The organism is Halalkalicoccus jeotgali B3 (assembly GCF_000196895.1).
Classification (GTDB): domain Archaea; phylum Halobacteriota; class Halobacteria; order Halobacteriales; family Halalkalicoccaceae; genus Halalkalicoccus; species Halalkalicoccus jeotgali.
The window spans coordinates 338,588-350,478 of the sequence record NC_014298.1; the positions used below are offsets into that span (position 1 = coordinate 338,588).

The following is an 11,891-nucleotide window of genomic DNA, read 5'->3' on the forward strand; positions in this document are numbered from 1 at the left end:
TCAAGTTCCTCACTAAGATCTCGTTCCTCCAAAGCACATACACAGTAGTACAGTGGGATTTGACGGGTTCAAGCACGTCCCAAATTCCTTGCTATATTTGCAACTCTAAGATGGTTTATGATGGTTCACTATCTATAACGGATAATGAAAGTATTGTCGTGGAATGTACAGGGGGCTTTCCCGTGGCAGGGAAGTACAGACCGAATCCAATCTCAAGTCAAGTTTATTGCCGAACGACAACCGGACCTTTTTCTACTAAATGAGGTAACGACGAAGAAGCGAGATCTCTGGCTAGACTCGCTTCAGGATATTGGCTACTCGGAGATTGAAGATTCAATGGAATGGGCGGAGACACTAGGAAATAGCGATATCCCTCCCCACGAAGACATCAACCACGTCAATGGGAATCTGACAGCACTCTATGACGGATTTCGTGGTACGAACCTTACCCGTCAGTCACCGAGTATCCGAGATGGACCATGGAAAAACTCCGAGCTGAAGAACTGGAACACTAACTTCCCAGAAAAGATACTACCTACAGCTTTCAAACTAGGAGAGACAAAAGTAGCAGTCTGGAATGTCCGTGCTGTCCCAGGGACTAACTGGGGAGAGGAAAAGGTGAAGATCCTTGAGACAGCGTCCAGGCGCATCCTCAAAGCAGGTGAGCCACCGATAATTTTGGCTGGTGACTTTAACGCGCCAAAGGGCGAACGAGAAGACGGAACACTGATTCCGTGGCGTTCAGAGACCCAAGGTCAGCTGTCAGAACGGTGGATTGCTGCAGAGCGAAATATTCTCTGTGGATTAACAGAGATAGGGATGGTAAATGTCTTTCGGCATATCCATGGGTATGAGGGAGTGGAGGTAGCGGAAACCAGTCATACTACCTTCCGATTCGACCATCTAATCGCTTCAGAGGATCTTAGCCCAATTGACTGCTACTACGATCACAGCGGCTTTGAGTGTAGTGATCATGCTCTGATTATCGGGGAATTCGATTTATGATGGCTACACAAAACTGATCTATATTTGCCAAATTGATTCTAATCTAGCTTTCATGAATACAGTGACCGATATACTTGTTCTATTCAGTATATTCTGAAAAATCATCGCTGTGGGTTTCAATGAGTCTATCGGGCAAAATGTAGAGAATGTGCACAATGCCCGTGACTTGGCGGCTATTCAACGGTTAACACCGATGTTCTTGCTGGTCTTGCGCTTCACGACTGGGCGGGCGCCAACAATCAGTACCGTTACTCAGTCGCCAAGCGCCCGTACGGCGGCCGCAGAAACGATGACGTTTCGATCCGAACGCGACGGTCTCGGCGTCCCGTATGGCTGTCTGTACGGCGCCTGTGGCACCTGTACTGGGCGTCTACTGAAGGGTGACCTCGTTCAAAAAGAGTAACCAGTAGGAGCTTGCCGATACGCAAACTCCTTTGCTATCGTAGGTTTCGGATCGATACATATGACAGATGACTCGAAGTACCGCCAGCTCGTAGCGGACATGATGGGTGGCATTGGGTGGCGCGACCTACGCAAGACGGATCAGCGCCGCGCGCCCGAACGCGACGTAGAGATCACGAATATCAAAACTGTGGTCGTAGAGGGCAACTTCCCGTGGGTACTCGTGAAGGTCGAAACCGACGCCGATGTTTATGGGTTGGGGGAGGCGTTTCCTGGTCCGGCCGGCGAGTACGTCGAGTTCCTCAAGCCTGGTCTCGTCGGACAGAACCCGCTCGATATCGACCGCTTGGTGGAGCACATGACACAGCTGCTCTCGGGCTTGGGCGGATCAACTGGGTACTCCCAGGCGGCGGTATCGGGAATCGAAATCGCACTCTGGGACATTGCAGGTAAGCTCACCGGACTTCCGGTATACCAGCTGCTCGGTGGGAAGTATCGCGACGAGGTCCAGATCTACGCTGACTGCCACGCCGGCGAGAACCTGGCGGAAGCCACATCGGTGGACCCACGTGACGTGTACTCGCCCGACTCATACGCTCAGGCAGCGCGCGAGGTCGTCAACGAGGGATTCGATGCACTGAAATTCGACCTTGACGTGAAAGTCGAGGAAGCTGACACCGCGACTCGGCGGCTGTCCCGCCCAGCAATTCAACACAAGGTCGACATCGTGCGCGCGGTGCGCGAGGAGATCGGCTATGAGCCCACCCTGGGATTTGACCTCCACTGGAACTTCTCGGTGGAGACTGCGACCAAGATCGCCCAAGAGGTCGAGGAGTACGACCTCGACTGGCTGGAGGACCCGGTGCCGCCGGAGAGCGCCGAGACCCACCACAAGGTGGTCGAGAGCACGTCGACGCCCATCCTAGCAGGCGAGAACCTCACCCGTGTCGAGGACTTTCTTCCCTTTTTCACTCAGCAGGCGCTCGATATCGTCGCGCCAGACATCCAAAAGTGCGGCGGGCTGCTTGAGTTTCGGAAGATCGCGGCCGTGGCTGATGCATTCGATGTGCCTATCGCGCCGCACAATATCTCGAGCCCCATTGGAACGATGGCGAGCGTCCACGTCTGCGCCACCGTTCCTAACGCATTCGCGCTTGAGTGGCACGCCCGTGAAGTGCCATGGTGGGAGGACATGCATGCCGAGGACGAAGACGTTATCCAAGACGGCGTGATCCAAGTGCCTGAGAAGCCTGGTATCGGCGTCATGCTTGATCCCGACACGATCGAGGAACATCTCGCGTCTGGCGAGGAGCTGTTCGAACTGTAATATTGAAGAGAGTTCATCATCGATGACCGAATAAAGGAGTCATTTATTCGATAATATATAATTTTATAGATAATAGTAAAATATTTAACTCCTTGGTGCGGGTATTGTTCTCATGAGGCGGAGACAGCTTCTGAAATCAATCGGGATCGGAACAGTCGGAATCGCAAGTAGTGGCGCCGTCAGTGCTGAGCCAAATCAACTCTATACACAGGCGGATGGAGACATCGACTACGACGACACGTTCGCGAAAAAAGAGTGGGGATACGTTCGCCACGATTGGAACCCGCCAACTGGTACGGATCGGCCCGTCGTGTACACGCACGACGGGTATGTAGGCGCAAGTTTCGCAGCCGACGGCCCGACCCACTATATTCGAATGCCAGACGACACACTCATCGCGACGAGCGTTGGCGTTTATAGTGCTATTCCGTCGCCGGATCTCGGCGATGAGTACGTCCACGTCCAATCAAGCGTCCGAGCAACAGCATGCTCAGCCGGCGATGCAGCAGATTTCGGTGAAGTCTACGATAAACGGAGTCATGGCTTGGATGGATATGAGATCATTGAGTGGCTTGCGGATCGTCCGTGGTCGCTTGATCGGATCGGTTTGTTCGGACTCTCGTATTCAGGAATGACATCCATTCGGGTCGCCTCCACCCAGCCACCATCATTAGCCTGTGTCTCCGCGAACGTGATCATGGGTGATCTACTCCGAGGCCGCACCTTCCCCGGCGGTGTCGATAACCTCGCGTTCGATAACTGGCTTAACAACCTCCCAACGTTGTGGTGGGATGAAGAATCACAAGACATCATCCCAGAACAGGAGGATCCGTTCTGCAGACAGCATCGGGCAAACCGTGATCCACAAGCGATCATCGATCAACATCCCACGTGGTATCGGGAGCGAACGGAGAACGATGGCTATCGGCGAATCAATTTCGTCGAAATGGCGAAGCAAATCAAGGTTCCAACCTATATTAGCGTCGCGTGGCAGGATGGTCAAGTCGGGCAGCGCGGCGGTCCCACAGTGTACAACGCTCTCGATCCGGATCCAATTCATCCTGGAGATTTCCCGGGCCGACGCCCACCGAGCCCCGAACTCCGCGAGTCGCCGAAATTCCTGCGGGCAACGAACGGGGTCCACGGCACTGCATGGCGGGCACTTGGTCGCGATCGGGATGGTCGACGCTGGTTCGACTACTGGCTCCGCGGGAAAAATACCGATATCATGCAGGAAGCTCCTGTTCGGTTGGACTTCGGGATGGATACCGAAGACAGCCACGGCACGATGAGTTTTGATGGCTTCCCAGCATCAAACACGGACTGGACACGCTATTACATCGCTGGTGACCACGAGTTGACGACCGAACGACCGTCAACTGCGGGTGAGGAGACGTATACGAGTTCAAGCCCAGACTACTGGTATATCGATGATCTGACTGACGAGACGCTCCTCAGTTACTGGTCAACCCCATTCGATGATCCACGTGTGATTGCTGGTCCAATTACTGCGACCCTCTATTTGCAGTCATCGGCAGAGAACACCGAGATGTATGTCTCACTGGCCGATGTTGAGCCAGAGGATGAAGCCGTAACGTATCTCCAGCGGGGTATGTTGCGCGCAAGTCACCGCGAACTCGATGACTCGCAAACGCTTCGAAATGAAGCTGGGGAGATCATTCGCCCGTATCATACAATGGTCAATCCAACACCGATTGTCCCTGGGGAACTCTATCGCTACGATATCGAAATCTTCCCGCTTGGCCATATCATCTACCCAGGGCATCGACTACTGGTCAATATTCACGCTCCACCCCAAGAGGAAGGTCCGGACCCAGCCCGCTACTGGGAGTATGATCCACTCGATAGCGGCAGTGAGAATTCCCTGTCCTATGGTGGGGATACGCCGTCAAGCATCCTCTGGCCGATGCTCGAATGGGGATCGAAACGAGGAAATCGGGGTACGTCGTTACCGCCCGAACCGGCATGTGGCGAACCAGATGGCTACACCTGTACGGAGGTCACTCTCCCCCGGTAAGGAGCGTACGAGACAGTCAGAAGCCACCCACCTACTGCAAATCTAAGATGATCGTGTGTCGGCGATGGCTGTGACGCTAATGCCGACTACTACATGCTGACTGATGACCTGCTCTCAGCGTACGCCTGCGAAGAGCATCTCGAGGGGACAGTCGAGCGGGTACAGGCCTAAGGGATCCGTTTTGTCCGGAAAAGGAATACTAGTAGGCTACGAATCAGCCTCCTCAAGCGCCAGTATAACAGATTCATCAGCAAGTATTGAGTGTTTCTCGACCAACACGAGACCGTCGGTAACAATGGGATCGGAAAACAACGTGTCCTCCGCGTCATCGACTTCCCAGCGAAGGGTGCCATCGTCGGCATCAAGTGCAATCGCTCTCCCCGCTTCTACGGTCCCACGCTCGCTGGGGAAATCAGCAAATCCAGCTACGTGACTGTAGAGGACACCATCAGCAACCGCTGGTGCCCCAACGACAATGTCGCGCTCGAACAATGTCGTCCACTGTTCGCTTCCAGTAGTCGCAGAAAGCGCGTACATCGCCGTTGCATCCTCACGGGCATAGTCGGTCAACCCGAAGTAGATCGTTTCATCGACGATTGCCGGTGCTGACGGAAACGCATACTCAGCCGGCCGATCGTCAACGGTAGCGACGTACTCCCATTGCTCAAAGCCATCACTCGCCGACAGCGCACGCACGCCTGGCGAAAAAGTCACATAGACCGTGTCATTCGCTACAGCGGGAGTACCTCCACCGGCAGGGTTCCGCCACATTTCTTCACCATCTGTGTCAATCGCAACCACCTCAGAACCGGCGATATAGATGGTGTCGTTGGCAACTGCTGGTGCAGTCGGTTCCTCCATATCGAGTGGTTGGGTCCACTGAACCGTTCCATCGGCCGCAGAAAGAGCAACTAACGATGAGGACGTCTCCTCGTCATTAGCGTCAGATTCCTCAACGATCGAATACAGGTCGTCACCAACCGTAGGCACGAATATCGATTGGAACTGTTCGTTGCGCCATCGTTCAGTGCCATCAGCTACTGACAGCGCGAGGAGACTCGACCAATTATTGCCACCGACGGCAGCATAGATCGTTTCATCGCCGGCAGACAAACTCACTCTCGACCCTGCAGTCTGCACTCGCCACCGTTCGGATCCGTCTGCAAGCCGAATGGCTCGAATAATACCGGAATCTCCAATATAGATACAGTCACCGACAACAACACCGTTACTGTCCCCTGTTACCGACCAGCGGGTTTGTACCGTATCTTTCGGTCCGCTTGCGGCCGTAGAGGCTGTACGTGCGGCGTTAGCCCGCGGCTGAGGCCAGTCCGCACTTGGGTCTGCACTCGCGGTCCCAATGAACGCGCTGGCGGCAACGGCACCCCCACTCAATCGAAGGAAATCACGTCGATCAATCTTACTAACTGGTAGTTCTTGACCCACGGTACTTCGGTTCTCTCTGTATAAATAAACTTAATCCTCAAATAGCTAAGGAATTACTGACGCGTCTTGCAATCCATAGCAACGGAATACTGGCTACTCCAGTCGAGATCAGGCGACCAAAGCGTTCGTCTGCTCCTCCTCGTCTCTCGATTCATCCGAGGCTGCGTCGAGTTCGATTGTCATTTCATCGTCGTCTGGGATGTTGATGACGGAAATCGTAGTCGACTCGTATTCATCGGCCTCGACGAGGACACCGTGGCACACACTCGGCGAAATCACGCTCGTCTCGATCACGCCATCGGCGTTCGACTCACCAGTGATGTACGCGTCGCCACTCGAGAAGTACCAATCGCAGACACCGCTGATCTCCGCGCCCTCAATAGGGTCGCCGGTTTCGGCGTCGACGACGTTCACCGTGAACTCGTCGTATCCGCCCTGAAGTTCGATCTCCGTGTGTCCGGGAACGTTGGTCGGCATCAGAACCGAGGCGTGTTCATCGGCATGGATGGTATACATGCCCGGGGCGAGTTCGAACGTTACCGAGCCGTTGGTGGCGTTCTTGGTCCATTCCTCACGCGTATCGTCGTTCCTGACGGTGACCGAGACGTCTTCTTGAGTGTAGACCGTGAAGTCGTACGTCTCAGGCTCCGGTTCGGGCTCCTCTTGCGCACCGATCACGAAGCGCTCGGTCTGTGCCGATTGGTTCACCGGAAGGCCGCGCGTGTCGTGGCGAACGGTGATCTCGTACTCGACGGCCTTCGCGATGGTCGATTCGGTGGTGACGTTGACCGTCCCGTCCTCGCCGGTTAGGTACTCAGTCGTCTCGCCGTTGACCGTTGCGGTCACGGGTTCGTCCGCAATTGGGTTTCCGTCCGCGTCGACTACCTCAACAGTCACGGTGTAGGTGTAGCTTGGTGGCAGAAGCTCCTCTTCGCCCTCACTGTCGTCTGTATCGTCGCTGTCGTCACTATCATTATCGCCGCCCGTGTTGTCAGTCGAGCCGTTGTCGTCGGTCGAATCACTGTCGTTGGACGACGATTCATCGGTACTGGTGTTCTCATCGGCAGATCGACTAGAGTCGTCGGGCGATCCGCTATCGCAGGGATCTGTCTCTGATGAGTCTCCACAGGGGTCGCTTGCCGAACTCGTCGAGGCGTCTGTGTCGGAGTTAGAACTGGACTCAGATGTGGAGTCCGACGCAGATTCTGACGCAGAATCGCTGTCTGAGGTTTCGTGTTCGGCCTCACTGTCAGTGTCGGCACTGCTGTTGTTGCCCTCCGCACTGTCCTGTTCGTCTTCGAGGTCGTCGCTTTGGTCTGGCGAGTCGGTACCGGTGTCGTCTGCTGGCTCGCCGGCCCCGAAGCCGGCGCAGCCGGCCATGATGACGGAGACGCAGACTAGTAGGGTGATTATCGTGTGGTTCTGTAGCCGTTGGCGTTGTACGGTCATGTTGTCCTCACTCCATGTGATATGACTGAGATATCGCGCTATACGATCTTAACCTTTGCAGATCGAAAACAAGTGTCAGCAAACGGCTCAGTTCGGATATCGAGGAGAGTGGACTGGCTGTCATCCTGTTCAGTGTCGTCTTCAAGCAATTCTCCAGTCCGGTGGCGGTATTTGAAGTACTTGAGTCCGATCTCACGCCAGGTGCAGGGGTTGTAATTGTAGCATGCTTCGAACTCGAAGGCTTGCCTATCGTTAAGCAGCGAGAGATCCCGCCGTAAACGGCAGGCGCGAATCGCGTAAGTCTCGTGATGGGGACACGCCGTCAGGTGTCCTCCTGCAATGCTCGAATGGAATCGAAACGACGAAAGCGGGGTACGCCCTTACCGCCCGGACCTGCATGCGGCGAGCCGGATGGCCACACCTGTACGGAGGTTACCCTCCCCCCGTAAGGAGCATACGAGTGAACTCAAAAGCCACTGCAAACAAGGCGGATCACGACCCAGAACACACGAAATGATGGTTGTGCCTCGAGACGGCATTGATCGCGAACTATCCCAGCAGGTAGCCAGTCCCCATCTTGGTATTGGCATCGGTATCGGAATTCCGAAAACAACCGTTTAAGCCCCTCTAACCCCCAAAATCCTTGGTTTTATGTTCCTGGAGCGTTATGAGAATTAGTGCCGGTTGGAGCCCCGATCTGTATGCACGGGATTCTGCCGGCATGAGTTACAACTATGGCCGCAGAAAACGCAACCGAAACGAACAGTCCGTCCACGTCGTGTGAATGCGGACGTCGAGAACAGCTCGAACGAATCGTCCTCGGATCACGGGCGCTATACCTACTGGCAGGAGCGCTCGTCTCCGTAGCAACAGCGATGACTCTCCTCGGTGTTATCAGCGGGTCTCCCTAAGCTCGGGAGCCCCGATCTGTATGCACCTATAGACTGGAGGTAGAACATCATAATCCTTACGCAACGGAAGAGTGATTCGCAAGGTTGTTCATTGGCGACTGTATCGATCGAGTGGTCTCTACTCAGCCATCATACAAAGCGGTAGCAGTACGCTCGCTTACGCCACAACTCTCAGTTCTGAAACGCTGCCAACGAGCTGTCTTGGTGGTCCGACAGATACGCTTCGATATCGCTCCGCTGCCACCCGAGTGGCGAGCAGACACTTTCGGCAGCTCGGAGCAATAGATCCGCGTAAAATTCGGCATCATACTGCTGAGACAATTCATGAGTGAGCTGAACGCGGTCTCGAGAGCGCTTTGAGTCGTCGACCACCACGTATGAAACGTCCTGTCCAGGCTGTGGATCAAGTCCCTCATCCTGTGCACGCTGCAGTGCAGCAACCGTTCGCGTGGTCCGGGTATACTCCTCGACGTGCTTTGAGGGTCGATTATCGATTGTAAGCACCTCCGGGTCGACCCGCCCGGCATGAAGTTCCGCGAGTTGACGCTGCAGGCGAGCACACACTACTTCTGGCGATCGAGACTGATCAAGCGTCACGATCAGCTCCTGTTGGGCGTTCGTGATCCAGTCCGGCGTTGATCGCTGGCGACACTCGATACCCCGATACTTGTACTCGGGCTCATCACCCGTTGCAGACGCGACCTTTCCGAAGTATTTCGTGAGCGCTCCCTCGTCACGATCACGCAGAGGAACGAGTGCAAGCCACTCGAAGGCCGATTCGTACTCAAGTCGAATCCCAACACGGTCGGAAATCACCGTCGCAAGCTCGGTAAGCGGTGTCTGTTTCTGACCCTCAATCGCGGTCACCCAGAGGCTATCGACGATTCCATGCAGAAGGTGCCACCCATTGGCCTCAAACGTCTCCTTTGTATCGAGCAGAATCTCGCGAGCATAGGCGTTGATCGCTTCGTGACATTCGATGCGACCGAACTTCGCATTACTAAATCCCTGATAGCCAAAACAGCTTACCAGAATCCACTTGATCGCGTCCGCACGCGACTTCAGGACTGCAACTCGCTCCTCATCATCGATCTCTCGGATCTCTCTTTTCATCGTATCACGGGCGTCGATCAACGGCTGTAGGACGTCGGGGAGATACCCACGCTCATCACAGATCGAATACTCCAAGCCCGGCACGTCTGCCCGATCGGCGTGACAGTCACACCGGATCGTCTCAGGGCTTACGTTGAACTGGCAGATGATGTTCGGATACAACGAGGAGAAATCGAGCTCGTGGACGTTCTCGTGAAAGCCGGCTTCCGGAGAAAACGTGTACCCACCCCGGTCAGCATCGTGAAGCGTTGAGAGTGGCTTGAAAAACTCGTGGCGCCAGGAGTTCCACGGCACTAACACCTCCCGATCTCGGGCCTCACGAATCTGCATCGCCGTCAGAACGTTGCCGATCGATGCCCACCCGAGTTCCTGCAGTGGTTTCCCCGAGCGACGAACCATATCCAGACAGCCATCCAACCCCGATTGGGAGTGAAAGAACGTATTTGAGCGATCGATAATCACCCGTCCTGGAACGTTATATCGCGCTGGAGAGTGGCCAACGCTGCCATAACTCTCGTAGGTCGACCGCCCGGCAAGTCGCTCCCAGCCGGGTCGTCGTCCAAGCTGGAGGTCGACATCGTGCTGGTCGGCCATCTCGGAGAGCGTCGGTATGAGTTCACCCGAAGAGAGGACCAACACATCCGGGTCAACCTGCCTGAGTCGCCGCTGAATCGCGTACAGTATGGCCTCCGGTGAGCCTGTCACCGTCTCCTCATTGATCTGAAGCTCAGTGAGCGGTGGATTCGAGAGGGCGGGTGGTTCAGCATCGATCGCAAGCACCGATGGAACGCGGGTTGGAGTGGGGTCACGGCCACGCTCCAAGCAGTAGCGAAACTCCCGTGAAAAATCCACGTTGTAGAGTTTGTACTCACCAGGCCAGCCGAGTTTGCGGATTTGTGAGGCTAACGGACGGACAGCAGCAAGCTCTCGAACATCAATTCGAAGTATCGACTCGTGTTCATGGCGAAACCCCTGCCGCCACTGTTCGATCGCCATCGAGGCGACTGTCGGAGAGGACGCAAGACGCTCCTGAAGGTCAGAAAGCCCATCCTCGGCCCGGCCATCGTAGGTCACGTAGATCGTCGGCGTATAGTCGGTCACTCGTTCGTACTCAGCACCAGTGGGAGTGATCGACCACTCGTAGACGTCCCCAGAGTCGAGAAAATCGATCGTATAGACCATCTCCCTGGTCACTCCCCGCTGTCGATTGAGTCGGTCTCACTCTCTAACTGCGCAAGTCGACTTTCGAGCTCGTCGAGCCGTGCTTCCTGTTCGAGATCGATCGACACCAGTGCGGGGTAGAACGGTTCCGTATGGTTGAGATACCCGCTCGCGTCAGCGTGAGCACGAATATATGCAAAGAGCTGATCGAAGTGCTGTTGATCCTCTCGGCGAAGCCCGCGACGATAGTCCGACCACTGGTTGTCGAGTGCTCGTAAAACGTCGCGATAGGTCGGGTTAGTACGACCCATCGGCAGGCACCTCCGGAGACTGCAGGCCGGCTTGCGCGGCATCATAAACCGGCTGTCGGGCCTCTAGTATCCGCTCCCAGAAGGCAAGCGTCGTCTGAAGCTGTCCGTTCCCGAGTGGGTAAACGAGTGTCTCGAAGCCGTCGCTGTGGAATCGTGGACCCATCCGGGTCTGCTCACACGCAATGATATCGCCGGCAGCATTCGTGATGGGCTCAGAGAACGCATCCTTCCGAGTTCGGGTGAGCACCACCGTAAGATCGTACTCTCGAGCCACCCCCGAGAGCATCGCGAGAGCCCGAACGAGCATCGCCTGGCGGTCGTCCTCTCGAAGTGCGTCGTCGCGATACAGGCCGTCGATCGCCGGACAGATAATCAGCGAAGCAGTGTCATCAACCATCGTCGAAAGCGTCTCGGTGAGTCCGTAATGCTGAAAAGCAGTGAACCCACGTGCAACGCGAATGCGATCAAGCACCTGTGGATCCGGTGCGAGTCGCGCAAGTAGGTGGGTCGTTACGTGGCCGTGGGTATCGACCCAGTAGGCTGGCCCGCGAGTCGTGAGGATGTGATCCAGTACGAGCGTGTGTAAGGGGCCGCGAACAGAGTCGCTGTCGAGCAGATAGACCCCACTCGACAAGGATGGTAACTCCGGGATACGGTCCGATCGATAGGATTCCATGGCGAGCTAATGTATCACAACTGGAATAAGTACAGGCGTGTCAGTACCAATA

9 protein-coding genes are annotated in these 11,891 nt (G+C 55.4%); 4 read left to right on the top strand and 5 right to left on the bottom strand.

Features of this window, described 5'->3' with window-relative positions; translation table 11 throughout:
• The first annotated feature begins 144 nt into the window (after positions 1-144).
• The 4 genes from HACJB3_RS19070 to HACJB3_RS19080 all read left to right on the top strand — a co-directional run bounded on the left by HACJB3_RS19070 (position 145) and on the right by HACJB3_RS19080 (position 4,772).
• Complete coding sequence (locus tag HACJB3_RS19070; RefSeq protein ID WP_081461351.1) at positions 145-1,005, top strand: endonuclease/exonuclease/phosphatase family protein; 861 nt, start codon at positions 145-147, stop codon at positions 1,003-1,005.
• Positions 1,006-1,294: 289 nt separating this feature from the next.
• On the top strand, positions 1,295-1,408 hold the full coding sequence (locus HACJB3_RS19765) for a 2Fe-2S iron-sulfur cluster-binding protein (protein WP_148258264.1): 114 nt from the start codon (positions 1,295-1,297) through the stop codon (positions 1,406-1,408).
• 60 nt (positions 1,409-1,468) lie between these two features.
• The gene (locus HACJB3_RS16145; protein WP_008414163.1) at positions 1,469-2,734 is read left to right on the top strand and encodes a mandelate racemase/muconate lactonizing enzyme family protein; all 1,266 of its coding nucleotides are present in this window, start codon (positions 1,469-1,471) and stop codon (positions 2,732-2,734) included.
• A gap of 112 nt (positions 2,735-2,846) precedes the next feature.
• Entirely contained in the window at positions 2,847-4,772 is a 1,926-nt protein-coding gene (locus tag HACJB3_RS19080) for a CocE/NonD family hydrolase (protein WP_081461353.1), read from the top strand.
• Positions 4,773-4,979: 207 nt separating this feature from the next.
• Here HACJB3_RS19080 and HACJB3_RS16160 read toward each other — a convergent pair whose 3' ends face one another.
• The 5 genes from HACJB3_RS16160 to HACJB3_RS16180 all read right to left on the bottom strand — a co-directional run bounded on the left by HACJB3_RS16160 (position 4,980) and on the right by HACJB3_RS16180 (position 11,839).
• Positions 4,980-6,218 carry an outer membrane protein assembly factor BamB family protein gene (locus HACJB3_RS16160; RefSeq protein WP_238532893.1) on the bottom strand — a complete coding sequence of 413 codons (1,239 nt, stop codon included), beginning with the start codon at positions 6,216-6,218 and terminating at the stop codon, positions 4,980-4,982.
• A gap of 108 nt (positions 6,219-6,326) precedes the next feature.
• On the bottom strand, positions 6,327-7,598 hold the full coding sequence (locus tag HACJB3_RS16165; RefSeq protein ID WP_008414168.1) for a hypothetical protein: 1,272 nt from the start codon (positions 7,596-7,598) through the stop codon (positions 6,327-6,329).
• Between the two features lie 1,151 nt (positions 7,599-8,749).
• Positions 8,750-10,873: a type B DNA-directed DNA polymerase gene (locus HACJB3_RS16170; protein WP_049934699.1), complete on the bottom strand. Its 2,124-nt coding sequence runs from the start codon at positions 10,871-10,873 to the stop codon at positions 8,750-8,752.
• A gap of 8 nt (positions 10,874-10,881) precedes the next feature.
• A complete protein-coding gene (locus HACJB3_RS16175; protein ID WP_008414172.1) occupies positions 10,882-11,163 on the bottom strand; it encodes a hypothetical protein in 282 nt (93 codons plus the stop codon).
• Positions 11,150-11,839, bottom strand: a complete 690-nt coding sequence (locus HACJB3_RS16180) for a hypothetical protein (RefSeq protein ID WP_008414173.1) — start codon at positions 11,837-11,839, stop codon at positions 11,150-11,152. The genes HACJB3_RS16175 and HACJB3_RS16180 overlap by 14 nt, the downstream gene beginning before the upstream one ends.
• Between the last annotated feature and the right edge of the window lie 52 nt (positions 11,840-11,891).

Excerpts from the sequence above, each read along its gene's own strand:
- HACJB3_RS16180 (WP_008414173.1), bottom strand. The coding sequence starts at position 11,839 with ATGGAATCCTATCGATCGGACCGTATCCCGGAGTTACCATCCTTGTCG.
- HACJB3_RS19070 (WP_081461351.1), top strand. The coding sequence starts at position 145 with ATGAAAGTATTGTCGTGGAATGTACAGGGGGCTTTCCCGTGGCAGGGA.
- HACJB3_RS19080 (WP_081461353.1), top strand. The coding sequence starts at position 2,847 with ATGAGGCGGAGACAGCTTCTGAAATCAATCGGGATCGGAACAGTCGGA.
- HACJB3_RS16145 (WP_008414163.1), top strand. The coding sequence starts at position 1,469 with ATGACAGATGACTCGAAGTACCGCCAGCTCGTAGCGGACATGATGGGT.
- HACJB3_RS16165 (WP_008414168.1), bottom strand. The coding sequence starts at position 7,598 with ATGGCCGGCTGCGCCGGCTTCGGGGCCGGCGAGCCAGCAGACGACACC.
- HACJB3_RS16175 (WP_008414172.1), bottom strand. The coding sequence starts at position 11,163 with ATGGGTCGTACTAACCCGACCTATCGCGACGTTTTACGAGCACTCGAC.
- HACJB3_RS19765 (WP_148258264.1), top strand. The coding sequence starts at position 1,295 with ATGACGTTTCGATCCGAACGCGACGGTCTCGGCGTCCCGTATGGCTGT.
- HACJB3_RS16170 (WP_049934699.1), bottom strand. The coding sequence starts at position 10,873 with ATGGTCTATACGATCGATTTTCTCGACTCTGGGGACGTCTACGAGTGG.